Origin of the sequence: Sphingobacterium sp. CZ-UAM, assembly GCF_002000245.1 — a bacterium.
GTDB lineage: Bacteria > Bacteroidota > Bacteroidia > Sphingobacteriales > Sphingobacteriaceae > Sphingobacterium.
In genome coordinates, this window is the sequence record NZ_MTCM01000004.1 from 228,865 (window position 1) to 253,714 (window position 24,850).

General features: G+C 41.3%; 17 protein-coding genes. 8 read left to right on the plus strand and 9 right to left on the minus strand.

Annotated features, from left to right (window positions below):
- Positions 1-153 precede the first annotated feature (153 nt).
- Together BWD42_RS16915 and BWD42_RS16920 are read right to left on the minus strand one after the other, a co-directional pair.
- Positions 154-882 carry an AAA family ATPase gene (locus BWD42_RS16915; RefSeq protein ID WP_077437577.1) on the minus strand — a complete coding sequence of 243 codons (729 nt, stop codon included), beginning with the start codon at positions 880-882 and terminating at the stop codon, positions 154-156.
- 154 nt (positions 883-1,036) lie between these two features.
- A complete protein-coding gene (locus tag BWD42_RS16920) occupies positions 1,037-1,402 on the minus strand; it encodes a dihydroneopterin aldolase (protein ID WP_077437578.1) in 366 nt (121 codons plus the stop codon).
- A 177-nt stretch (positions 1,403-1,579) separates the two neighbouring features.
- Between BWD42_RS16920 and BWD42_RS16925 the strand changes: the two genes are divergently transcribed.
- Positions 1,580-2,308 (plus strand): DUF1080 domain-containing protein, encoded by a 729-nt coding sequence (locus BWD42_RS16925; RefSeq protein WP_077437579.1) that lies wholly within the window; start codon positions 1,580-1,582, stop codon positions 2,306-2,308.
- A 156-nt stretch (positions 2,309-2,464) separates the two neighbouring features.
- Positions 2,465-4,645 (plus strand): S9 family peptidase, encoded by a 2,181-nt coding sequence (locus tag BWD42_RS16930; RefSeq protein ID WP_077437580.1) that lies wholly within the window; start codon positions 2,465-2,467, stop codon positions 4,643-4,645.
- Positions 4,646-4,745: 100 nt separating this feature from the next.
- Here BWD42_RS16930 and BWD42_RS16935 read toward each other — a convergent pair whose 3' ends face one another.
- Complete coding sequence (locus BWD42_RS16935; protein WP_077437759.1) at positions 4,746-6,311, minus strand: M20/M25/M40 family metallo-hydrolase; 1,566 nt, start codon at positions 6,309-6,311, stop codon at positions 4,746-4,748.
- Between the two features lie 148 nt (positions 6,312-6,459).
- Positions 6,460-8,148, minus strand: a complete 1,689-nt coding sequence (asnB, locus tag BWD42_RS16940; RefSeq protein ID WP_077437581.1) for an asparagine synthase B — start codon at positions 8,146-8,148, stop codon at positions 6,460-6,462.
- A gap of 238 nt (positions 8,149-8,386) precedes the next feature.
- Here asnB and BWD42_RS16945 point away from each other — a divergent pair, with 238 nt between their 5' ends.
- Both BWD42_RS16945 and BWD42_RS16950 read left to right on the plus strand, forming a co-directional pair.
- Entirely contained in the window at positions 8,387-8,962 is a 576-nt protein-coding gene (locus BWD42_RS16945; RefSeq protein ID WP_077437582.1) for a Crp/Fnr family transcriptional regulator, read from the plus strand.
- Positions 8,963-9,189: 227 nt separating this feature from the next.
- Positions 9,190-9,651 (plus strand): VOC family protein, encoded by a 462-nt coding sequence (locus BWD42_RS16950; RefSeq protein ID WP_077437760.1) that lies wholly within the window; start codon positions 9,190-9,192, stop codon positions 9,649-9,651.
- Positions 9,652-9,802: 151 nt separating this feature from the next.
- On the opposite strand, the gene BWD42_RS16955 is transcribed toward BWD42_RS16950, so the two are convergent.
- The 3 genes from BWD42_RS16955 to BWD42_RS16965 form a co-directional block, all read right to left on the minus strand.
- The gene (locus BWD42_RS16955) at positions 9,803-10,138 is read right to left on the minus strand and encodes a HopJ type III effector protein (protein WP_077437583.1); all 336 of its coding nucleotides are present in this window, start codon (positions 10,136-10,138) and stop codon (positions 9,803-9,805) included.
- 70 nt (positions 10,139-10,208) lie between these two features.
- Entirely contained in the window at positions 10,209-12,047 is a 1,839-nt protein-coding gene (locus tag BWD42_RS16960; RefSeq protein WP_077437584.1) for a UbiD family decarboxylase, read from the minus strand.
- Positions 12,048-12,371: 324 nt separating this feature from the next.
- Positions 12,372-13,241 (minus strand): NAD(P)-dependent oxidoreductase, encoded by an 870-nt coding sequence (locus tag BWD42_RS16965; RefSeq protein ID WP_077437585.1) that lies wholly within the window; start codon positions 13,239-13,241, stop codon positions 12,372-12,374.
- Positions 13,242-13,767: 526 nt separating this feature from the next.
- On the opposite strand from BWD42_RS16965, the gene BWD42_RS16970 reads away from it, so the two are divergent.
- The 4 genes from BWD42_RS16970 to BWD42_RS16985 all read left to right on the plus strand — a co-directional run bounded on the left by BWD42_RS16970 (position 13,768) and on the right by BWD42_RS16985 (position 20,765).
- Complete coding sequence (locus BWD42_RS16970) at positions 13,768-15,042, plus strand: deoxyribodipyrimidine photo-lyase (protein ID WP_077437586.1); 1,275 nt, start codon at positions 13,768-13,770, stop codon at positions 15,040-15,042.
- 181 nt (positions 15,043-15,223) lie between these two features.
- Positions 15,224-17,965, plus strand: a complete 2,742-nt coding sequence (locus BWD42_RS16975) for a 2-oxoglutarate dehydrogenase E1 component (RefSeq protein ID WP_077437587.1) — start codon at positions 15,224-15,226, stop codon at positions 17,963-17,965.
- 63 nt (positions 17,966-18,028) lie between these two features.
- Complete coding sequence (gene odhB / locus BWD42_RS16980; protein ID WP_077437588.1) at positions 18,029-19,285, plus strand: 2-oxoglutarate dehydrogenase complex dihydrolipoyllysine-residue succinyltransferase; 1,257 nt, start codon at positions 18,029-18,031, stop codon at positions 19,283-19,285.
- Positions 19,286-19,688: 403 nt separating this feature from the next.
- Positions 19,689-20,765 carry a hypothetical protein gene (locus tag BWD42_RS16985; RefSeq protein ID WP_139351195.1) on the plus strand — a complete coding sequence of 359 codons (1,077 nt, stop codon included), beginning with the start codon at positions 19,689-19,691 and terminating at the stop codon, positions 20,763-20,765.
- Positions 20,766-20,771: 6 nt separating this feature from the next.
- Here BWD42_RS16985 and BWD42_RS16990 read toward each other — a convergent pair whose 3' ends face one another.
- Together BWD42_RS16990 and BWD42_RS16995 are read right to left on the minus strand one after the other, a co-directional pair.
- Positions 20,772-22,697, minus strand: a complete 1,926-nt coding sequence (locus BWD42_RS16990; RefSeq protein ID WP_077437590.1) for an LTA synthase family protein — start codon at positions 22,695-22,697, stop codon at positions 20,772-20,774.
- A gap of 137 nt (positions 22,698-22,834) precedes the next feature.
- Entirely contained in the window at positions 22,835-24,718 is a 1,884-nt protein-coding gene (locus BWD42_RS16995) for an LTA synthase family protein (protein ID WP_077437591.1), read from the minus strand.
- Positions 24,719-24,850 lie beyond the last annotated feature (132 nt).

The window sequence follows — 24,850 nt, forward strand, 5'->3', positions numbered from 1 at the left end:
ACGCATTAAAATAGCCGACAAAAAGAGCTTGCATTATCATTGTATTGCTTTACGCATCCCACACCTGATATAGCATTAACGTAGCAGCAGCCAAACAGTTTTTAAGACGGATTTAATTTGACAAAACATTAACCATGAAACTCTACTTTTCAACTACAGTCTTTCTTTTTCTGGTTTCTCTTTTTCTTCCAGTGCATTAATCAGCAAAGACTTAACAGCATCATAGATATAATCTTTTGCCTCCGCATAGGAAACATCATAGATCCGTGATACCAATGCATCATATTGAGGAAAAGGGGAAAATAATTTAGCGTAATAGGCATCCAGCTGCGCATGAGTGGGCAATTCAAAAGCCAGCCGAAGCTGAAATCGCCGAATAATTGCTGTATCCAATATCTCGGGATGGTTGGTTGCCGCAATTAATACAGCTTCGTTGGGAAAATAATCGATCAGTTGGATAACCGTGTTCACCAAGCGACGCATCTCACCTACATCTTTTTCTTCACTGATCCGCGCTTTTCCGATCTGGTCAAATTCGTCCAGAAAAAGCACTGCTTTTTCACGTCCGGCCTTGTCAAAGACCTGTTTGATATGCTGTGAGGTCTCCCCAATCCGGGACGAGATCAGGTTACTTAGATTCAACACATAGATAGGTTTGTCGAGAGCCGTCGCCAGCGCCTTTGCGGTCGTTGTTTTTCCGCAACCCGAATAACCGTGCAAGAGAATCTTGTTGCTGACAGGCAGACCATATTGTGAGAGCTCTCGGATATAGCGATGTTCCTTTATCAATTGTTGCAGTTTCTGCCTGCTATCTTCCGCTAAAAAAACATCTTCTAATGCTATCTTTTCCTTATCAGCTATAACTAGATCGTAAATATTCATAGATTCATTCAAATACTAAAAATGGTTATAAATTTTTGTAAACCATAAACTCACACTTTACACTGTATTCAGCTAATCTTAGCAGCCATATTGTAATGTAAATCTAACATTTAAGAGCAGGTCCTTGCTGCCAAAAAAATCTCATTATTGAATACTATATACTATATTTCAAGCCAACCTGTGAACAGGAAAGGTCTCCACCGAACGGAGGATTTGATTTGCGAATAACAACTTCGATCATTTCGGCATGCGGTACCCCTAGCCGAATCTGTTCCAATATTTCCGCCGCTGCAGATTCCAGTAGTTTCCGTTTGGGCTGCATCACCCGGGCAGTGATCTGGTACAGTTCTTCATAATTTAACGTATTACGCAAATCTTCGGTTTCGGTATTATGAAAGGGGAAAGAGACATCAATAGACACAAAAAATTCATTTCCGAGAATCTGCTCCTCCTCGTAATATCCAATTGGCGCATAAAACCGCGCTTCTTTCAGTGAGACTGTCTGTAAAATGGTTGCCATGCACAAACCTAAGCAAATTGTTCCAAATCAAAAAACCTGCGGTTTCAGCGAATTCCAGAACTTCCCACGAAAAAAAACATCCGGATCCAGAGAGACATTTAAATCGATGCTATTCTAAAAATAAATTGTATATAAAGGTAAATTTTCCTAAGTTTAAATACACCAAAAACCAAACAGATGAATTTTTCTTTACCTGCGGCACTAGCCATAGCACTCTTATGTAGTTCTAGTGCAGTTTATGCCCAAACAAATATGAAACCCAGCGATACAGAGTATTACAAACCTGTTCCGCCAACAGTAACATTTAACAAGGGAATCCCAAGTGATGCCATTGTTCTTTTCGACGGTAAGGACCTCAGCAAATGGAAGAGCGAAAAGGGGAAAGCAAATTGGACAGTGGCCAATAATACGCTTGAAGTAAAACCTGGCAGCGGAAATATCGAGACCACGGAGCATTTCAGTGACTTCCAACTCCATATTGAGTGGAAGAGTCCTGAGCTTATCAAAGGCGAGGGTCAAGGCAGGGGAAATAGTGGTATTTTCTTACAGGGGCTATATGAAATCCAGGTCCTGGACAACAACAACAATCCGACCTATGTAAATGGTGGCGCAGGAAGTCTTTATAAACAACGTCCACCGCTAGCCCAGGTCATTGCAACGGACAAATGGCATGTATATGATATCATTTACAAAGCTCCCCAGTTTAACAAAGACAGCCTGCTGATCAGCAAAGGTACGGTCACGGTACTTCACAATGGCGTCGTGGTCCAGAACAACACACAGATTGATGGTACGACAGAGTATATCGGACTTCCGAAACAAGTGGCTCATGGCCCTGGCCCCATTATCCTGCAAGATCATGGTGATCTGGTCCAATTCAGAAATATCTGGCTCCGCAAACTATAGGGCCTGACAGCAATTTCAGTTAGGCAAGCAACAATTCTGTACTAGGTTTTATAGGGCTATTTTTCTAATTTAGCCCTATAAAATTTAGAAGCCACCCCCATCATAGGGACAAAACGCCTATGATTGGCTCAGCATCATTAAAAATAAATTATTCTAATGAAAAGAATTGCGCTATTCTTCTTGTTGGCAAGTGCCTTAACCAGCCACGCCCAACGAAACCTTAATTTGGAAGAAACGGTATTCGGACCGCGCACCTATGCGCCCACATCGATTACAGCTGCTTCCTGGATCCCAAAATCAAACAGCCTCGCCTATCTCGATAAATCCTATCAAAACCTGCTCTCCAAAAGTGCTGCAAACAACTGGACGGAGACTACCTTGTTATCCAAGACAGCACTAGAAGCTGCTTTAAAAACCGCTATGCCGAATGAAACGTTCAGTTTACGTATGTTCCCTTACGACTACAAATGGCATGATGGCAATTCGCTCTTACTTCAGGTAGATGGAAAGGACAAGACATATACGGTTGTTTATAACCTCAAATCCAAAAGTATTGAAAGTTTTATCGGCAACGATAGTCGGGGTGCCAACCGTGAACTGACCACAGACCTTTCTAAAATTGCCTATCTGATGGACAATAACATTTCCATCGTGGACAAAAACGGCAAAGTAACAGTAGTAACAAACGACAGCGACAAAGGTATCGTCAATGGTAGTGATTATACACACCGCCAGGAATTTGGCATAAAAAAAGGTATGTGGTGGAATGCTCAGAATGACAAGTTGCTCTACTACCGCAAAAATGAAACCATGGTCGCCAACTATCCTCTCCCCCAATGGAGTCCTAAAGTTGCCGAAATCAAATGGATAAAATACCCCATGACAGGGCAAAAATCGGAGGAGGTAACACTGGTTGTCTACAACAGTACAACAGGACAAAAAGTAACCTTACAGACCGGAGATCATAGCGAACAATACCTGACCAGCGTAACCTGGGATCCTTCAGGCAAATTCATTTACGTAGGTGTTCTCAACCGCGGTCAAAATGACCTCAAGTTCAATAAATACAATGCTGAAACCGGAGCGCTGGTTAAAACATTATTTGAGGAAAGCGCAACAACTTGGGTAGAGCCGGAAAATCCGCTAACCTTTTTACCAAACGCTCCAGATCAGTTTCTTTACCAATCCGACAAAGAGGGCTACAACCAACTTTACCTGTACAATACGGAAGGAAAGCTGATCAAAAAATTAGGCTTCAAGGATATTGTATTGGAAAACCTATTGGATTTCTCGGCAGATGGAAACAACATAAGTTATATCGGTGTCACCAATAATGGTATGGACCGTCAATTATTTCAAGTAAATCTTAAATCCGGAAAAACAGTACAACTAACTAATGAATCGGGTATACACCAAGCTTCTTTGAGTACGGATGGCAAGTATATCTATGATCAATATAGCGACCTGAAGACTCCAAACATGATCCAGATCAAGGAGGTCAAATCAGGTAAGGGAACTGTCCTGGTCAAAGCGGACAATCCATTCAGCGGAAAAATTAATAATCCAAAAATAGAATTCGTCCAACTGACTTCGGCTGACGGTAAATATCCGCTGACCGGCCGTATCATCTATCCAAATGATTTTGACCCCGCTAAGAAATATCCGGTCATGTATTATCTGTATGGCGGTTCTCATTCCCAATTGGTTTCCAACAAATGGCTGGGTGGAGCAGGTTACTTTGATCTCTATATGGCCCAACAGGGATATATCGTCTTTACAATGGACAATCGCGGCACCAATTACCGAGGTCGTGATTTTTATACGGCTACTCACCGTAATCTTGGCCAAAATGAAATGGCAGATCAGCTTAAAGGAATTGAATTCTTAAAATCAAAACCCTTTGTCGACCAGCAACGCATGGGCATCTTTGGCTGGAGCTTCGGTGGATTTATGACGACTTCATTTATGCTGCATCATAATGATATTTTTAAAGCGGCAGTCGCTGGAGGGCCTGTAATTGACTGGAAGTTTTATGAAGTGATGTATGGCGAGCGTTACATGGACACTCCGCAGGAAAATCCTGAGGGATACAAATTAACCTCCCTGTTGAATAAAGCGGATCAGCTAAAAGGACGCCTGTTGATCATCCATGGCGCACAAGATCCAGTGGTCGTGCAGCAAAACAGCATGGAATTTTTGGAAGCCTGTATTAAGGCCGGGAAACAGGTCGATTATTTCCTATACCCTACCCACGAACATAATGTGATGGGCAAGGATCGCATCCATATGTATGAAAAAATTGCAGATTATTTTAATCAGCATCTAAAAAACAAATAGTTAACAGCTCATCATACAAAGGCGCCTTTCTTTTCCGATTGGCGCCTTTGTGTTAGTAAGCACAAATTGTTCAATAGCAAACCGGGCTACTGTTTCATCATTAATTGCCACTAGTCCTTTTGGACTGCAAATTCGTCGGCCATTGCATTTGTTTACCGGTTTTATCCACAGGCAATACGATCTTCTCCCTGGACACCAATTCAGGCTCTTCACAAGCGAGGTAAGTCAATACCGCAACAATAATGGCATTCTGCTTGACTTCGTCGAAGACAATTTTATCGTAGGTATCCCGATTGGTATGCCAGGTTAATTTCCCATAATCCCAGGAGGTCGAGGAAAGACCAAAGGCCGGGATTCCTTTTTGGACAAAAGAAGAGTGGTCACTACCGCCTGTCCCCGGCATTCCCGGAAAGCTCGTTTGGATCTCATTACGAAATTCCTCGGGTAAATACTGCAACCAACGTCCGATATATTCATAGGCCTTTTCAAAACCACTTCCAGCAATACGAACAATACGTCCTGTTCCATTATCCTGGTTCCATACCACCTGAATATTTTTTGCGATATCGGGATGATCTTCCACAAAAGCCGACGAGCCGTTCAAACCCTGCTCCTCACTTCCCCAGTTGCCGACCAGGATCGTTCTTTTATTTTCGGGATAGACTTTTCGCAGGATACGAACCGCTTCCATCATCGTAATCACCCCCGTGGCATTGTCTGTCGCACCAGAAGCCCCATCCCATGAATCTAAATGTGCTGACAGGACCACATATTCATTTGGCTTTTCTTTCCCTTTGATTTCGGCAATGCTATTATAAGTTTTCGCCGTACCCAGCTCTTTGGATTTACCCTGTAAAAGTATGCGCGGTTTAACTCCCCGTGTAGCCATGCGGTAAAGGAGACTATAGTCCTCCATCGTAATATTAAAAACAGGAATCTGCTTAGATTTCGCATCAAAAATCCGTGTAAGCCCCGGCAGTTCTGTCCAATACGAATCGATCACACCTACAGCACCAGCGGTTTCTAATGCCAATGGTAGCGTACGCCTTGTACTTCCGGTATAGGTCATACTGAGCTCCCATTGTTTGAGCTGTTCATTTTTTAAGGCTTGGTATTTTTCATAACCTTTGGCCGAGGCAGATTCTTTCCAATTCGCATCAGAGCGACCCGAGACCGGGTTCATTCCGATTAGGACAATTTTACCTTTTACTGTCTTTAGCCAGGATTGGAAATCGAGCTGAGAACTAAACAAGGGCATTGCAACAACTTCTGCCTCCACACCTTTTTCCTTCGTCATCGGACTGAAGGCCAGCTGTGTTCCTTCGAGTGATTTAATCCGTGGGTAAGTCATCGTCGCTTGAGAGGTACCCCGCTCCCAAGAGCGCCATTCTCCATAAGGTTCATTACGTGCATCTGCTCCTAGTGCGACATACTGTCTGACCACCCAGTCGTGTGCCTGTTGCATCTGTGGGCTCCCAACCAAACGTGGACCGATCATATCTACTAGTTCAAAGGCGTAGTTCTCAAGCTGTGAGTTTGCCTGGGCTTCCTGGACAATTGCAGCGACGACAGCATCTTTATTTTGCGCAAAAACTGCTGAGCTGCTCAATAACATACATGCCAGCCCAAAAGACTTCAAATTTCTCTGTTTAGTATATAGTTTCATTTGTGATTTAATTCGTTCTTCTTCCTGTAGGTTCTGCAGGATTTGTTTTCCGAAAATTACTAATTTTAATTCAAAAAACATATTCAAAAAAAATAGGGGCATCCAAAGATACCCCTATAACAACATTAGTATATGGTTGGTTGATTATCTACACAGCTTCTACTTTGGATTTTTCGTAGCTCTCCTGATGTACAGAAGCTACTGCTCTTCCAGATGGATCATTCAGGTTCTGGAAAGAAGCATCCCAAGCAAGGGCTTCTGGTGTACTGCAAGCAACAGATTTCACGGAAGGAACGGTCTGTGCAGCGGCGGCAGAAGGAAAATGTGATTCAAAGATTGTACGATATAAGAACTCCTCTTTATTTTTTGGCGTGTTGATAGGAAAACGTTCGGCAGCGGCTGCAAATTCCTGATCTGAAACCTTACTTTCAGCCTGCTCCTTTAAAGTATCTATCCAGCTATAGCCAACGCCATCTGAAAACTGTTCTTTTTGGCGCCAGGCAATGCTTTCGGGAAGATAATCTTCGAATGCTTTACGCACCACCCATTTCTCCATCCGCCCATCACGGATCATCTTGTCCGATGGATTGATGCGCATAGCAATATCCATAAATTCTTTATCCAAGAAAGGCACTCTTCCTTCAACACCCCAGGCTGCCAGTGATTTATTGGCCCGCAAGCAGTCGTAGAGGTATAGTTTTTTCAGCTTACGCACGGTCTCTTCGTGAAACTCCTGTGCATTGGGTGCTTTGTGGAAATACAGATAGCCACCGAAAAGCTCATCAGAGCCTTCACCGGATAACACCATTTTAATACCCATTGACTTGATGACACGTGCCAATAAGTACATTGGTGTTGACGCACGCACAGTTGTGACATCATAGGTTTCGAGGTGATAGATCACGTCGCGGATCGCGTCCAGACCTTCCTGTATCGTAAAGTTGATTTCATGATGGATCGTCCCGATATGATCCGCAGCCTTTTGTGCCGCGATCAAATCCGGAGCACCTTTCAATCCCACTGCAAAAGAATGCAATTGTGGATACCAGGCATCTTCTTTATCGTCGGTTTCGATACGTTTGGATGCAAATTTTTTCGTTACCGCTGCAATCACCGAAGAGTCAAGCCCACCTGAAAGCAATACACCATAGGGTACATCTGACATTAATTGACGATGCACCGCGTCTTCCAAGGCTTTACGCAGCACAGCAATATCAGTCGCGTTATCTTTCACAGCTTCATAGCTTTCCCAATCGCGTTGGTACCAGCGTTGTGGTGTGGTACCTTCCTTACTATATAAATAATGTCCTGGAGGAAATTGCTCTATCGTCTCACAGAAGCCTTCCAGAGACTTTAATTCAGAAGCGACAAACAGTTGTCCCTGCTTATCCTTTCCGTAATACAGGGGAATAATCCCCATGTGGTCACGTGCAACAAAAAATGAATCATCACGGGAATCATATAACGCAAAACCGAAGATACCGTTCAACTCATCTACAAACGATGGGCCCTTGGCTAAATACAATGCTAATACAACCTCCGAATCACTCTGTGTTGCGAACTCATAATCAGGAAGGCTATTCCTTAATTCATGGTGGTTATAGATTTCGCCATTTACAGCCAATACAACTTTGCCATCCGGACTGTACAAAGGTTGACTACCTGATTTCGGATCAACAATAGCTAGTCGCTCGTGGGCCAATAAAGCTTTTTCGCCCGTAAAGATGCCAGACCAATCTGGACCACGGTGACGAATACGTTTTGACATTTCCAATACTTGGGATCTCAATGAGTCTGCAGGTTGCTTCAATTCAAAAGCGCCAATAATTCCACACATATTATGAAAATTTTAAATTTTTCGTTTTTACATTATGTTCTTGACACAAAGTAAAACAATTAAAAACTAAATTCATAATAATTTTTAATTTTTATTGAGTTTTTATTAAAAAATACAAATCAAACAAATAAAATTAACAACAAAACCCTCATTTGTTTACAATAATCACACAATAGATTAACAACACAATTCAAGATTTATCTTTAAATTCACTGTGTAATCAAATAAACCAAGGACAATGGATTTAATAGGAACTTTTTATCAGGGCCTTGCTATCACAGCAGACGAACTGAATTCCATAAAAGAGAAACATCAAGCCATTACAATCAAAAAAGGTGATTTTATACTAAGCAAAGGGCAAGTATCCAATGCTTATTATTTAATAGAATATGGACTTACCCGTTCTTTTTTGCACGACTATGAAGGCAATGAAGTTACGATCGGTTTTTGCAGTGATCATGATGTGGTGATCGAGGTAGCATCTTTTTTCCAGCGCAGCCCTACAGTTGAAAATATTCAGGCACTTACCGATACAAAGCTTTGGAAAATACGATTTGAAGATCATCAGGAATTGTTTCACCGCATCCCAGAATTTAGGGAATGGGGGCGTTCATGGATGGCGCAGGAACTAGTGCACAGTAAAAATAGAGCAATTGCCATGATCACCGAACCAGCAACCAGTCGATACCTGCGTCTGATTAAAGAAAAACCTATTCTAATCCAGCAGGCTCCCTTAAAACATATTGCCTCTTATCTTGGTATCACGGACACCTCATTGAGCCGTATCCGCAAAGAGATTGTACACGGGAATTAAAGATTTTCCTGTTGCGAAAGTTTATTTTCAAATCTTGTCTTAGGGCAAGATTTTTATCGAAGGTTCCGCTTAATTTTATCTTCACTTCCGAAGATAGCCCACCTGGCTGCTATGCTATAGGAAAGAAAATTTGAGAAAATAAGGTATTGCGTGGATCTTTTGGAATCATCAAAAAGATAAAGATGCACGCCAAAAGAAACAATCAATATATTCAAAAATTAGAAATCATGGCAAAATTACACGCTTATTTAAATTTCGACGGTAACTGTGAAGAAGCTTTCACATTTTACGAAAAGGTTTTTAAAACAAAAAATCCAGGTTATATGCGATATGGCGATATTCCAGCGGACCCGCACATGCCTCCCATTTCGGATGAAGCAAAAACCAAGATCTGCCATACGGCCATTTCCATCAATGGCGAGAGTATGCTTATGGGGGCTGATGTCATTCCAGGCTTTGGTCAGGCCTATGCGCAGGGCAACAATACCTATGTCATGTTGATGTGCGACGATCGCGATGAAGCCACAGCACTTTACGAAGCACTTAGTGTCAACGCAAAAGTAGTGGAAATGCCTTTGGGCGAAACATTTTTCGCAGAATTATACAGCTCATTTCAGGATCAGTTTGGCATCTGTTGGATGGTCTATTTCGGAGGCAATAAAGACGAAGATTGCGAAAGCAAGGGTTAAAAGCCCTGAGATTTAAATCCATGAATAAGGCTGCGGAATGCATATAAACGGGGCAGTCCAGTGGACTGCCCCGTTTATATTTGATAGTGCAAAACTGTATCGAAGAACTACTGGTTCGTTTTTAACAAGGATCGTTGGTAACAGTTCCTACTTATTTACTGGCCAGCACATCCCCTTCAAAGGCAACACTATCCCAGCCATTTGCCATAAACTGTCTGATATTCTGGTGACCATCTCCTATCGGGTTGTCGAGTACATTCTGATAATGTTCTGCAAACAGGCCCAAGGTATCCGTTTCTGAAAGATTGTTTAATCTGGCAAAATACAATACTTTTGCGCTCCCCTGGTTTTCGGTTGCCGAGTTTTTCAGGTTTCCGTTTTGAAAGGATGCTGGGGTATAGGTATACTGTTCTGCGATATGATCCAGGACTTCCTGAAACTGAAGTTGGCTTCCCTTTGACTTCGCTAATAATTCTTCTATTTTCATCAGATTTTGTATATGCTTTATGCTAATTGTTTATTAAAGTTCTTTGTATTTAGTCTTTCCTACCGAATTGTTAAATAATACCATACAGCGAGCCGCCTTTTGCCCCCAGCTGGTCCACCCGCTTTTCAACGGCTTGATCTTTAATCAATGCCGGAGCGTGATGTGGTTTCGTTCGGGCATCAATAATCATTGGGCCTTCACAGCCCCAATGTTTGAAGGAAGTAAAGCTTTTGATTCCATGGATATCAAAGGCGGGATTACTCCGCGTAAAGGTTGTCCAGACGAAGTTATTCACTGTCTCGGCTGTAAAACTGGCATCGTCGCATAGAACCAGCAGGGGAAAACCTTCCCAAGCCAATCCTTCGGCCACATGGCACCACTGGCGAATCACCTCAGTCTCATCTGCATAGGTGGTGAAGGCTTTTCCATCAATCGCCAATACACCCGGCATCACCAGCTTTGCCTGGTTAAAAGGTCGCGGCAGATCAAAATTTGCAGGCAATGCTCTTGCCAGTTCCCTTTTCTTTGTCCCGGCAGCAGCAAACACCACCTTCGACCCAGCGTTTAATCCATCACCTGAATAATCTAAGGTATCTATCGTCGTATTTGTCTGAAAATGAAGGTCCCGTGCAGGGTCAATCCGTTCCAGGATATGTGCAAAAAACGCCGGAATATCATAGATATCCAATTTAGGATCATCCTCGTGTGCTGAAATAAAAAGATACTTCGCCAGGCTCAGTTGGTTTTTTCCAAGAATCTGATTGGCGATGGTTAAAATTTCCTGCGGCCGGTCCACACGTTGATAAGGTGTATAGCGTTCTGATCCTATAGCAAATAATAAGGGATGTACTCCAGCCGCATCCACCGCATTGACAGCATGCAAGCCTGAGATTTCCTGTGGGATGGCCGAGCCTGTTATTTCGTGAATCAATGCCCCAAAACTGGTATCCTCCTGCGGTGGTCTGCCCACCACGGTAAAAGACCAGATCGGGTCTTTCTTATGGTATACATTATGCACTTTCATTAAAGGAAACGGATGAGTGAGACTGTAATAGCCAATATGGTCACCAAATGGCCCCTCCGGTTTATTTTCATTAGGGTACACAGTTCCCGTGATCACAAAATCCGCATCCGCAGAAATACAAAAACCTTCGTCGTCGTAAAAATAGCGGAACCGTCTATTGCCTAAAGCTCCGGCAAAGATCATTTCAGAAAGTCCCTCTGGCAGCGGCATGACCGCAGACAGGGGATGCGCAGGCGGACCACCCACAAAAATACTTACTTTAAGTGGCATACCAAGTTCATTGGCCTTGGTCTGATGTATACCGATTCCGCGGTGCAGTTGGTAGTGCAATCCTATTTCCCGATCCGGGATATAGTCATTGCCCGAAAGCTGAATCCGGTACATGCCCAGATTAGCATGCATAATTCCCGGCTTATTTACATCCTCCGTATAGACCTGTGGCATGGTCACAAAAGCACCACCATCCATAGGCCAATTAACGATCTGGGGAAGCTTGCTAATGCTTGTTTTACCATGAAGGATCGGAGCTCCTGCCTTTCTTTTCCAAGGTAGGGCACCTAGCGCAGTCATGGATGAACCGACATATTGAAATGGATTTTTTAGCACAGCGCCTGGATTCATCTTGACGTCCACTAACTTCTTAAGATGATCCAATGAGTCACGGAACATAAACTTCGAACGGTCCAATGTACCAAATAGATTGGATACAGCGGGAAATTCTGAACCTTTGATATTTTCAAAATACAATGCCGGCCCTGCCACATCAAACACCCGCATGTGAATTGCGGCCATTTCAAGGTAAGGATCGACTTCTTCTTTAATCCGGATTAAATGACCATGTTTTTCAAGATCCGCAACACATGCCGCTAGACTATTGTATCCCATATATTAAATCTGTATCAACGCGTTAATCCACAAATTTAACAGAATATTTTAGAAGTAATAATTATTCATCCCTGTTTATCGCTATTGGAATAACACTGACAAGCTAATTTATTTCATCAGGTCAGTAAGCTAAAAAGCCTGCTTACTATCGTCTACCTCAAAGACAGCACTATAGTGCTGCCTAAGGAATAGCGTTAGGCGAATATGAATCGATAAAAAATAGACAATTCAGAAAAAAACATCATGTCCTTATGAGCACCAACAGTCATGAAAACCAACTGAAGGTTCTTTCTGACAATAGAAATCAAAAAAATCAGAAAAAAATCAGGTATCCATGCTAACATAGGCCTTCAGTGGCGTAAATTCAAAGGGCTGAACTTTCTGCCAGGTCGAATTATCTACATTTTTTTCATAATAGAGTACTCTTCTAAACTCATCAATATCTTCCTTATTGATATCGTTTAATCGGCTCAGCAGTAATTTTGCAAAAAATTTATTCACACCGATCTCACGTTTCTGTGTCCCGGAAGTATAATTTAGAAATTGATAAAATAGGTTTCTAAACGTCACCTCTTCATGCCCGCCGAGGTAGATAATCTCGGATATAAAATTTTCCTCCCAAGGCATTTCCCGCAGCCAACGGTACACATCCAGCAGGGGCAAGGGATGAAATTTCAGGGAAGCAACCCAGTTCCAATAAAATATCGTTTGCCGTTTGGCCAATTTGCCAAAAATCCGGTTCAGGACACTTTCCTTTCCGATAACACTGCTTTTAACAACAATGGTATACTGTACACGCAAGGCCTCCAATAGATTACGGACAGGTTCTAAAAAATGCTCATCCATCAACCGGGCTACATAAATCACGCGGTTATTCCCTGCCCGCTTACAGATTTCAACGAAATTACGCAGGCCAAGTAGTTCCAGCTGAAGCTGTATATCGTTATCCAGCGTCGGAACCTGCGTAAAATAGATCGCGAAGTTGAGGTCTCTAATCTGAAAATTATCGTAAGCCGGCCCTTTCCGCAACAGATCAAGCTCAAATAATGTTGCCGTTACTTTCTCTTTCACAATTTTATTAAAAATAGATAAGTTGCGAACCAAACCCGTCACATCAAAATCCTCCGTCTGTAAATAGCATGACGCCCGTCGTCCCAAATAGGTATTTAGCCCACTAATTAAAACCTTCTTCATTCTTATAATTATTTATGAGCATTCGCTTTTAAGGGTATAAATGAGCTTTTTGCTGCTATTTCCCACTATTTATTTTGCCTATTTTAGGTAGTCATAATGCTGCTTTCTGCGATTTAAATGAGCAGCATGATTTTTGACTGGATCTCATTTTGACTATCCTATAAGATTGCAAAAGTCCATGTTGGTTTTCTCTTCAAATATGTTGACTAACTCATATCACGATTCCCTAATTTTAGAACAGAGAAAGCTCAAATAAGTTTAACACTATTTTTATTTTTTCTGTTGTAACAACTTGTTTTCATAGCTCAAGGGGCGAACATTAATAGATCGGGGTATTTTCTACACATAAAATTAAGAGAATAAAACTCCTAGCTGATTTTTTTGATATAGGACGATTTGTCCAAAACCGCTTCTTTGTCCTTTTTGTGTCAATTCACGCCTAAATATTTTCACAAACATAATATCCTTATATATTTGTAAATCTTCTGAAAATAGGCTGCACTAAAAAGTATTTATCTTCACCTCTATGGACAAAAGGGCTACAATGATCTGGTTTAGAAATGATTTAAGACTTCATGACAATGAAGTATTTTATCAAGCCTCGGAAAAGAGTTCCTTTATCATTCCAGTCTATTGTTTTGATCCCCGTTATTTCGACCGCAATCAATTTGGCAATTTAAATACAGGTGTGCTGCGGGCAGCCTTTGTTATCGAAGCTGTCACGGCCTTAAAAGAAAAATTAAAAAGCCATGGCAGCGACCTGCTGACTTATATTGGTAAGCCAGAAGACATTATCCCACGAATTGCTCAAAAATATCAGGTCAACGAGGTCTATCACCATCGTGAAGTTGCATTGCGCGAGACTTCTATTTCAGAGAAAGTAGAGCGTAAGCTCTGGAACAGCAAAATCAACCTGCGTCATTTTATCGGGCACACACTTTACCATAAAGAGGATCTGCCTTTTCCGATCAAGGATATTCCAAATGCGTTTTCCGTTTTCAAGAAAAAGGTGGAACGCGAGAGTTCGGTACGTCAACCGATTCCATTTCCCTCAAATTTCCTGACGCCACCGCACCTTGAGGACACGAAGATCCCCACGTTAAAGGACCTGGGCTATTCAGATGAGGACATCAAGTCTGTTGATGACATCTATATATTAGGCGGTGAAGACACTGCATTGAGCATTATGCACTCAGTTTTGTCCACCTATCCAGAGACAGAGCAAGACCCGATGATATTGGGTCCTTTTATCGCTGCTGGAGCTTTGTCCCCGATTCTTCTTTACAACAACATTAAGAAATTGGAAGAAGGAAAAAAAGACAAACGATTCGAGAAAATAATAGATAGTTTACTTTGGCGGGATTATTTCCGTTTTATGCTCAAGAAATACCCCAATATATTTTTTAAGCCATTGGGCGCTAAAAATAACGGCACCGTGGATATTCCTGTACTAACGGTTAATGAAGAGTTATTTGAGCAGTGGAAATCGGGTCAGACAGCTGATGATTTCATCAATAGTACCATGATACAACTCAAAAAAACGGGTTATATTCCCTATCAGGCGGGATTGATCGCCGCAAGTTATCTGGTACATGAATATCAGGTCAATTGGTTAAAGGGAGCGTCATGGTTTGAGGAACAGCTTTTGGACTATTCTCCGGCCACCTTATACGGACAATGGTCCCATGTTGCTGGAGTGGGCACCAGTGATAAGGACAATAAGGCTTTGGACTGGCAGAAATTGATCAAAACCAACTTCCCCAATGGTCTTCCAAAACTGGATGAATTGCTTGCTAAATAAATCTTCGGCAGAAATAAATAATTTCAAAACAAAAGAAATTTGTAGGGCACTGCAAGGCACTTTTAAAACCTGCTAAAAATGTTAAGAATTGGATAGATTTATTGATTAAATTATTCAATTTCAGTATTAGAAACTCTTTTTTTATTCATAACTTTGACAAATTTCATAGTTTTAATTGTAAATGGACAATCTGACATATTTGAGTAATGCTGATTCGGCTTATGTCGATGGCTTATATCAATCGTACAAGCAAGATCCTCAATCGGTAGATTTCGGATGGCAAAAATTCTTTGAAGGTTTTGATTTCGGTCAACATGCTGGTGGAACAACAACTTCAGTAGGCGAAGCAACTCCTGAGCACGTATTGAAAGAAATCAATGTGCTGAACATGATCAATGGTTACCGTGACCGCGGTCACCTCTTCACACACACAAACCCCGTTCGCGAAAGACGTAAGTACTACCCTGGTAAAGAATTGGAAACTTTTGGTCTTGCTGAGGCAGACATGAGCACAGTTTTCAATGCAGGTGTTGAAGTTGGTTTGGGTCCAGCAACATTAAAAGATATCCGTCAACTGGTTGAAGATACCTATTGCCGTTCTATTGGTGCAGAATTCAAATATATCCGTAATCCGGAGAAAATAAAATGGTTACAGGACCGTATGGAAGCGGACCGTAATATGCCAAAATTCTCTTTGGACACCAAAAAGAGAATCCTAAACAAACTTAATGATGCTGTTGTATTTGAAAACTTTTTGGGTACTAAATTTTTAGGTCAAAAACGTTTCTCTTTAGAAGGTGCAGAAAGCTTAATTCCTGCATTGGATTCGGTCATCGAAAAAGGTGCGGAAATTGGCATCCAGGAGTTTGTTATCGGTATGGCTCACCGCGGTCGTTTGAACGTCTTGACCAATATCATGGGTAAATCTAGCAAATCCATTTTCTCGGAATTTGAAGGTAAAACTTATGCAGACGATCCCGAAGTAAATTTTGGTGGTGACGTAAAATACCATTTAGGTTTCTCATCTGAGGTTAAAACAAACGATGGTAAATCTGTCCATTTAAGTTTGGCACCTAACCCTTCGCACCTGGAAACAGTAGATCCTATTGTAGAAGGTATGGTACGTTCTAAAATTGACTTCAAATACGATGGTGATTCATCGAAAATTGCGCCGATCATTATTCATGGTGATGCAGCAATCGCTGGTCAGGGTGTGGTATACGAGGTAACTCAGATGTCCAAACTCGATGGTTATAAAACGGGTGGTACAGTACATATTGTCATCAATAACCAAATCGGATTTACAACGAACTATAAAGACGCACGTTCTGGAACATATTGTACAGACGTGGCAAAAATCACTTCTTCACCTGTATTCCATGTCAATGGGGATGATGCAGAAGCTGTCGTTTATGCAATTAATTTAGCTGTTGAATACCGTCAAAAATACAAGACAGACGTATTTATCGATTTGTTATGCTACAGAAGATTTGGTCACAATGAGGCTGATGAACCTAAGTTCACACAACCTTTGTTGTACAAAATCATTGAGAAACATCCGAATCCAAAAGAAGTATACGCAAAAAAATTAATCGCCGAAGGAAGTATTGATGAAGCGTATTCGAAAAATATAGAAAAGGTATTTAAAGCTGAATTGCAGACCAAACTTGAGGAAGCAAAAACAGTTGAAGTATTGACGGAAGATATTCCGATGTTTAAAGGTGCCTGGGAAGGATTGCGCCCAGCGAAGAAAGGGGAAGTCTCTACCACTACGGATAAAACTAAAGTTACAAAGGATTTATTCTTAAAATTAGCGAAAGAAATCACCACATTACCTGCGGATAAAAAATTCTTCCGTAAGATCACTCGTTTATTTGAAGATCGTGCAAAAATGATCAGCAACGATTCGTATGATTGGGCAATGGGTGAATTGATGGCGTATGCGACTTTATTGGATCAAGGAAACCGTGTTCGTATCTCGGGTCAGGATGTACAACGTGGTACATTCTCGCACCGTCATGCGGTATTGACATTGGAAGATTCGGAAGAAAAATACATTCCATTGGCAAATATCAAAGGTGGTGACAAATTCTCGATTTATAACTCCTTACTCTCCGAATATGCTGTTTTAGGTTTTGAATATGGTTATGCTTCTTCAAACCCTAATTCATTGACCATTTGGGAAGCACAATTTGGCGATTTCTACAATGGTGCTCAAATCATCGTAGATCAATATTTGTCAAGTGCTGAAACAAAATGGAAACGTTCAAACGGTTTGGTGATGATGCTTCCACATGGTATGGAAGGACAGGGACCTGAGCACTCTTCGGCGCGTATCGAAAGATTCCTTGAATTATGTGCAGATGAGAATATGATCTTAGCTAACTGTACAGTGCCAGCCAACTATTTCCACTTGTTACGTCGTCAATTGGTACGTGAATTCCGCAAGCCATTGGTGATCTTTACACCGAAATCATTGTTGCGCCATCCTAAAGTGGTTTCGCCATTGAAAGACTTCACAGAGGGTGTGTTCCAAGAGGTCATCGATGATGCAAATGTAGCGGCAAAAGATGTAAAACGCGTATTGTTCTGCTCGGGTAAAGTTTACTATGACTTATTGGAAAAACAGGAAGCTGATAAACGTAAAGATGTCGCCATCGTTCGTATCGAGCAATTGTTCCCAATTCCAACTGAGCAATTGAAGGCTATTCGTAAAAAATACAATAAAGCGAAAGAGTTTGTGTGGGTACAGGAGGAAAATGAGAACATGGGCGCATGGTCTTACTATTGCCGCAAACTGATGGGCACCGAAATTGCATTCACAGGTTTCGTAGCCCGTAAAGAAAGCGGAAGTACAGCAACAGGTTATATGAAACAACACGTTGCCCAACAAGCAGAGATCTTAAATAAATCATTCGAATAAAAACAATTTAAAATCAATTGCGTCTTATGTATAGGACGCAATTGTCAATAAAGAACATTATATATGAGCTTAGAAATTAAAGTACCAACCGTAGGTGAATCAATCACGGAGGTAACCTTATCACAATGGTTGAAACAAGATGGCGATTATGTGGAGATGGATGAAAACATCGCCGAACTGGAGTCAGACAAAGCGACGTTTGAATTACCAGCTGAAAAAGCGGGTATCTTAAGAATCATTGCGCAAGAAGGCGATACTTTAGAAATCGGTGCTGTCGTTTGTACAATTGAAGAAGGTGGAGCTCCGACTGGCGATTCAGCGCCTGCTGCTGCGCCTGCTGCTGCGCCTGCTGCTGAGGCATCATCAACTGCTGCTCCGGCTGCTGTTGCTTCAAAAGACGAAGATCCAGATAGCTATGCTGCTGGCACAGCTTCTCCTGCTGCCGCAAAAATTTTGAGAGAAAAAGGAATTGATCCTTCAACTATAAAAGGAACAGGTAAAGATGGCCGCATCACAAAAGAAGATGCTGAAAAGGCTCAACCTGTTGCTAAAGCTGCAGCCCCAGCTGCGAAACCTGCTGCTCCTGCCGCTACAACAACTGCTGCGCCGGTTGCTGGTTCTAGAAATGAGCGTCGTGAGAAATTATCTTCGCTACGTAAAACTATCGCAAAACGTTTGGTCGCTGTTAAAAACGAAACTGCTATGTTGACAACTTTCAACGAAGTCAATATGCAACCGATCATGGATCTACGCGCTAAATATAAAGATACGTTCAAAGAGAAATTTGGTATCGGTCTTGGATTCATGTCTTTCTTTACAAAAGCAGTAACTACAGCATTGGCTGAATGGCCAGCAGTGAATGCCCGTATCGAAGAAAATGAAATCGTGTATTCTGATTTCGCTGACGTTTCCATCGCTGTTTCTGCACCTAAAGGTCTGGTTGTACCAGTAATCCGTAATGCTGAATCGATGTCTTTAGAGCAAATCGAAAAAGCAATTGCTACATTGGCTGGTAAAGCACGTGACAACAAATTAACGATCGACGAAATGACTGGTGGTACATTTACAATCACTAACGGTGGTGTATTTGGATCCATGATGTCAACTCCTATCATCAACGCTCCGCAATCAGCAATTTTGGGTATGCACAACATCATCCAACGTCCGATCGCTGAGAATGGTCAGGTTGTGATCCGTCCAATGATGTATATCGCGCTTTCTTACGATCACCGTATTATTGACGGCCGTGAGTCAGTAAGCTTCTTGGTTCGTGTAAAACAATTATTAGAAGATCCAGCTCGTTTATTGTTGGGTGTATAATTGTTATCAAATTATACAAAAGGACCTGTACGGTAATCGTACAGGTCCTTTTTTTTTCAGGATTTTACGAATATAAATTGGATATAATCATTATCCTCCGCCTAGCCCGGCTGCTACAACTTTTGTTGAATTCCTGACCACGAATATAAATCCATATTTTTTTGTCCATATAAATTTGTTTTTTTTGTATTCATGAGTTCATTTGTGCATTAAACTGTTATTATAAAGTGTCCGTGCGCGCAATTGTTCAGTTTACTCGCGTCGAATAAATCATGATGGTTTCTTCTTTTTATTTTATACTTTCACTTGCAGCTATTTTTTGCTGAGCGGCTTATCGGCAAGTCAAACAGCTAACAAGATTCATTTTTTGCCGGCAGCATGGATGCTATTAAACAAACAAATTATGAACAGGAAGATAATAGGTCTAACAATTATTCTTTTGCTCGCTACATTGGCACTCTCAGCCAACATGGCCAATCCTTATAGCGCCCATAGTATTACAGCGCAATTGGTTCCTTCAAGTAAAGCGAAAGTACTTCGCGAGCGCATAGATATACAGCTTGTGCAAGACACGCTGGATTATGATTACCAGAGCCAATTCAATATCGAGTATATTATCCATGCGGAGGAAAACATGGACTTTCCTTTGGTGTTCCTTGCCCTCAATCTAGATCGCTTAGAAAGGGTAAATGTTAACCAAAAAGAGATTAAATCTATTCCATTGGATCAGCGAAAACCCCAGTTTTCCTTTTTGCGGGTCAACAATGGTTATTATGAGATCAACTACGGAAAAGAAGAATGGGAACGAATTGAGTTAAGTGACGGATTCTATTTTACAGCTAAACTTCATAAGGGTGAAAACAGTATCAAAGTTCAATACCGTGCTTTTATGGGCTATGACCGTCGGGATATCATCAGAAAATATAAAATTGAATATTTCCTATTTCCTTCCAAGTACTGGTCTTCCTTTGGTCCGATTGACCTATACCTACACACGGGGAATAAAATAAAGATATATACAGCGGATCTAGGCGCAGCCCAACAGCAAACAGACACGCTGATTCATTGGAAAATCGAGTCTGTCGAAAAAAAAGAGAGCTTTACGATCGAAGTTGGGGAAAAATCGCCCTTACTCGCGAACGTCATCCTTTGGATCCATCCAGAACTCCTTGCATTGATCGGATTCATTGTGCTATGCTGTTTACACATTAGGTATATCTACAAAAAACACAAAATAGGCGGTTACCGTTATGCTTTGTTAATTGGAAATCTGATCGTACCAGCCACATTTAATATTTTGTGCTGGTTTTGGACCAGTGTCGCTAATTACTTGGTCAATGGGATTTTTGATCATAATGCCCGTGGATTTATCTTATTGTTTATTGTTAGCATGCCATTATATTATATCGTGTATGACTTAGTCCTCTTAGTGATCGATAGAAGCATCCGGATCAAGTTTCAAAAACAGCAATCGAATTAAGCTGACCTACTTTTTATAGGTCAGCTTATTGTCGATCATCCGATTGTTATATTGTTGAATGAAAGCTTTCATCTTGGTTTCCATGGTGTCCAAGACCGCTGGATGCTGTTTGATCAGATCCTGTTTCATCAATCGGTCCTGTTTCATATTATAGAGGGAGACTGGTTTAATGCCATCATAAGACATCATATAGTCTTTGTAATAAAAATTATAGCTCCCTGCATTATTATTCAGAACAAAATTATCCTTTCCCGGCTTAAATGCATCCGACCCAAAAGCAAAGTAGGGCTCATCGTAATGGAGGTAGTTTAAGACGGTAGGCATAATATCGATCTGCTGCACCAATTTATCCGTCTTTCCCACTAGCTTATCACCCGGAGCATAAAATATAATCGGAATCTGAAATCCTCCCGCGGCAGTCTGATACTCGGGGAGATAGCTTACCGTAGCATGGTCAGCGCAGATTACAAATAAGGTATTGTTAAACCAGGGCATTTTAGATGCTGTGGCAAAAAATTCGCGAAGTGCATTGTCGGTATAGCCAATAGGTTCCTGTACCGGTAGTGGTCCTTTCGGAAATTTACCCTGATACTTTTCCGGTACCTTAAAGGGATGGTGCGAGGACAGCGAAAAGAAGCTTGCAAAAAACGGTTGTTTTAAGGTATTGATTTTATTGGCGGTAAACTGTAGAAAAGGTTCATCCCAGATTCCCCAGATCCCATCAAAATCCTGATCGTTATTATATTCGTTCTTACCAAAATAATGCTGGATTCCTGCCAATTTCATATAGGCAGAGAAGCCCATGCTGCCATTCGGAGCCCCATGGAAAAATGCAGTTTCGTACCCTTTTTTTCCTAAAAGCTTAGCCAAGCTGGTGGTTTCGTTGCCCGAATACACAGAAAGCACAAAAGGTTCGCCAATGGAAGGAATGCCCGTAATCACCGAAGGCAAGGCGTCGATGGATTTGCGACCATTGGCATAGGTATCCGTAAAGGTATAACCGTTGCGGATCAAGGAATCTAAAAAAGGCGTATATCCTTTATATTTTCCCCCTTGAATATCTTTATTCAGTTCACCGAAATGTTCCTTGGCGAAACTTTCCAGAATGAGCACAACAACATTTTTTTTATTGAAAGGCTTGTCGGTCTGTGGGAGATGGACCGGATCATACAGCTTTGTCAGTTCCTGCTCCGAGTAATAATGTACGGGCTTGAGACTGACAGCTTTTAATGTTTTCAATATACTAAACGGTGTATTGAGCACAATATTCATTTCTTCGGGCGTGTCCACATAATCACCGGCATTGCTCAGTGTAATCGGACGGGTACTGTGTGCCCAGCCCCCGCGAACACCACCTATAAAAAGAAAAGCAGTCAATAAAAAGAACGGCAGCTGAACAAAGAAAGATTTCCAGGAATAGCTTTTCGGTTTTTCCAGTTGGATCAATCGATAAGATTTCGACAAACCATAAACAAATAATGCAAACACCAGCAGGAGATACCAGTAATCAAGACAAAAATCAAAGGCTAATTTAAAAAGATTGGATTCATTCGAAAACTGGCTCAAGACCGTACCGGTAGTCCGTTTTAAGGTAAAGGGATAATAGGCATAGTCAATTAGATTCAGGGCAATCCCAAGCGAATTGACAAGCACAAAGATCCATTTGGAAATCCGTTGATAGGTCGGATTAGCTATGAATGGTCCGGGTACCGTCTGCATAACGATGTAGAGAATATTCAGATAGAGCAAAGCAACTATATCAAAACGTAGCCCACCTCCAAACATCACAACGAGTTTTGCGGCGTTTACGTTGGGAAATAATGAAGCATTCAACAGGTAAAATCCCCATCTGAGCAGGGCATAAATAACCAAAAGAAAGATAAAGCGAATGGCGACTGCAAAATAGGGAGCTAATATTCCTCTTAATTTCATATGTAAACAGTTTATTTATTCATCAGTTCATTTTTCCCCTTTTTAACGTCTCCTATTACCTTTGGCAGTTTAAAAGGCATCCGCCCCCTATATTTCCCGAATACTTTCGGTTCTCATACAAGAGGCATTTTATCAGGTTAATATTTTAGAAATTCACTATAAACCTGCTGATAATATGCCTTGGCAATATTCAATATACTATCTGTTTTGGCAGCGGGGTATTCTTTATTGGATCTATAATTAATGATCCGGCCTACATTATCAAAAGATACCGACTGCTGTGGTGTTACTGCACCGAAAGCATCTTTGGAATTATAGAAAGCAATCTGTGGCGTCGTTGGATTAAATAAATCGCGACTCCAATGGTACCTACTGGTCGGAAGTTTCAATTGTGTCAACAGTGTCGTTGCTAAATCCGTCTGGTTTCCGATGCGATTAAAGATTTTACCCCGATATTCAGGTTTAATCACGTCGCCGAAAAAGATCAACGGGATATGAAATCTATTCGGATGGAAAAGTTCCCATTTTTCCGATGGTAAACGATGGCCGTGATCTGCTACAATCACAAAAAGTGTATTCTTATACCAAGCTTCTTTCTTCGCTTTATCAATAAAATCAAAAACAGCTGAGTCAGTGTAGTTCGCAGTACTTCGGAACTTATCGGCATTGTTGTTACTACCAAATTTATAACCATGTTTTAATTCAAATGGCTCGTGGTTGATCAATGTAAATATGGTTGAGAAAAAGGGTTGTTTCTCCTTGTTAAAATCGTTGATCATCTGATTGAATACTACATGATCGTAAACTCCCCAGGAAGCCCGCTCCGCATCCAGGCCAAAGTTGGCGTTATCCACCACTCTGGAAATACCATGGGTCAACATATAGGACTTGAAATTATAAAATTCACTTTGTCCCCCATGATAAAATGAAGTTTCATACCCCGCATGGTCAAATTCCTGACCAATGGCGGGCATATTCTCGTGTTTGTCGATGTATTTAATAATACTTTCAGGCCCCTGAGCAGGGAATCCACTCAATATGGCGACCATTCCCTTATCCGAACGGTCAGCTGCGGAATAGATATGATCAAATAAAATCCCTTCTTTGATCAGTTCTTCCATATGTGGGGTAATTCCCTTCTCCCCTCCCAACGATTGGATAAGGTCTCCAACAAAACTTTCCAGCATAATGATGACGACATTGGGACGTGTGGTAGATAACACTTCAATCGCTGAATCGGGTTGACACTGGAATGCAGGCTTGAGGAGCTCCTGAATCCCCTGTTTATCCGAACCATAAAAATCATAAGGACTTTTTAGTTTTGTACTCTTGGTGAAAAAGTCGCGCAGAAGCGACCATTGGGTATTCACAGCAGCGTGATTATAGAAAGTAACCTCAGAATAATAGGCCTTACTTGGGTTTAAAGTCGCACGGCCATAGCCGCCACGGATAAAGGTGAAGAGAACAAAAACTCCTAAGGCTAGTTTCAGGAAGTTTCCAACCGGTGATTTGAGATTATAAAAATATACTTTTTTGAACATCCAGCGGTAGAGAAAATACCCACAGCAGATGCCCACTAACATCCCCATGATCGGAAAAAAGACCGGTGTAGATTCCGCGGAAGCGACTGCACCAGAGGGTGAAGCAAGAAAAGCATCTATCGCACGCTTAGATATTTTATCCCCCCATTCCCGATAGATATTGACATTGATAAAACTGGTCACAAAAAATAAAACCAAAACAACGATCGTGTAAATATCAAGGATGGTCCGTTTGGGATGAATCTTTGGGAAAAATCCAAGAATACAATAAACAAGAAAGGGAAGAGCGCAGATATAGGATACAGCCGAAAAATCAAGACTTAATCCATGAAAATAAATTCTAAAAATCTCGGTAAAATGAGCAGTTCCTATTTTCTCAAAAAAAGCAGAAATAAAAATAAATCTATCTATAAAACAGATAATTAGCCAAAACAAGAAATATTGTGTTAACGCTCTAAGTTCGTTCGCAAATCGTTGCATCCCTTCGTGTAAAAATAAAACAGGCAAATTTACACTAATTTACATTAAAACTAAGCTAACCAACTCGTAATATGAAGAAAAGATTAAAAAAATATTAAGGTTTGAGTATGGAGTAGTTAGTAGTGAGTATTG

Coding starts and splice junctions, on each gene's coding strand:
- BWD42_RS16915 (WP_077437577.1), bottom strand. CDS start 882: ATGAATATTTACGATCTAGTTATAGCTGATAAGGAAAAGATAGCATTA.
- BWD42_RS16920 (WP_077437578.1), bottom strand. CDS start 1,402: ATGGCAACCATTTTACAGACAGTCTCACTGAAAGAAGCGCGGTTTTAT.
- BWD42_RS16925 (WP_077437579.1), top strand. CDS start 1,580: ATGAATTTTTCTTTACCTGCGGCACTAGCCATAGCACTCTTATGTAGT.
- BWD42_RS16930 (WP_077437580.1), top strand. CDS start 2,465: ATGAAAAGAATTGCGCTATTCTTCTTGTTGGCAAGTGCCTTAACCAGC.
- BWD42_RS16935 (WP_077437759.1), bottom strand. CDS start 6,311: ATGAAACTATATACTAAACAGAGAAATTTGAAGTCTTTTGGGCTGGCA.
- asnB (WP_077437581.1), bottom strand. CDS start 8,148: ATGTGTGGAATTATTGGCGCTTTTGAATTGAAGCAACCTGCAGACTCA.
- BWD42_RS16945 (WP_077437582.1), top strand. CDS start 8,387: ATGGATTTAATAGGAACTTTTTATCAGGGCCTTGCTATCACAGCAGAC.
- BWD42_RS16950 (WP_077437760.1), top strand. CDS start 9,190: ATGGCAAAATTACACGCTTATTTAAATTTCGACGGTAACTGTGAAGAA.
- BWD42_RS16955 (WP_077437583.1), bottom strand. CDS start 10,138: ATGAAAATAGAAGAATTATTAGCGAAGTCAAAGGGAAGCCAACTTCAG.
- BWD42_RS16960 (WP_077437584.1), bottom strand. CDS start 12,047: ATGGGATACAATAGTCTAGCGGCATGTGTTGCGGATCTTGAAAAACAT.
- BWD42_RS16965 (WP_077437585.1), bottom strand. CDS start 13,241: ATGAAGAAGGTTTTAATTAGTGGGCTAAATACCTATTTGGGACGACGG.
- BWD42_RS16970 (WP_077437586.1), top strand. CDS start 13,768: ATGGACAAAAGGGCTACAATGATCTGGTTTAGAAATGATTTAAGACTT.
- BWD42_RS16975 (WP_077437587.1), top strand. CDS start 15,224: ATGGACAATCTGACATATTTGAGTAATGCTGATTCGGCTTATGTCGAT.
- odhB (WP_077437588.1), top strand. CDS start 18,029: ATGAGCTTAGAAATTAAAGTACCAACCGTAGGTGAATCAATCACGGAG.
- BWD42_RS16985 (WP_139351195.1), top strand. CDS start 19,689: ATGAACAGGAAGATAATAGGTCTAACAATTATTCTTTTGCTCGCTACA.
- BWD42_RS16990 (WP_077437590.1), bottom strand. CDS start 22,697: ATGAAATTAAGAGGAATATTAGCTCCCTATTTTGCAGTCGCCATTCGC.
- BWD42_RS16995 (WP_077437591.1), bottom strand. CDS start 24,718: ATGCAACGATTTGCGAACGAACTTAGAGCGTTAACACAATATTTCTTG.